The 201-nt window shown below is 63.2% G+C and carries 1 pseudogene; it reads left to right on the forward strand.

The features are described 5' to 3' along the window. Nucleotides 1-201, forward strand: a pseudogene (locus tag V6766_RS25615) (taurine ABC transporter permease); the annotation flags it as partial.

Below are 201 nucleotides of genomic sequence, written 5' to 3' on the forward strand. Positions count from 1 at the left end.
CGCCCGTGGCGATCGTGGCGAAGTTCTTCGACACGATGCAGAACGGCTTCACCGGCACGCCGCTCTACGTCCATATCCTGATTTCGGCCGCCCGCGTGTTCAGCGCCTTTCTGCTGGCCTGCCTGATCGGCATTCCGCTCGGGCTAGCCATGGGCATGAGCCCCATGGTGCGCGGCATTTTCGATCCGCCGATCGAGTTCT

The sequence above is a fragment of the Martelella sp. AMO21009 genome (genome assembly GCF_053484295.1).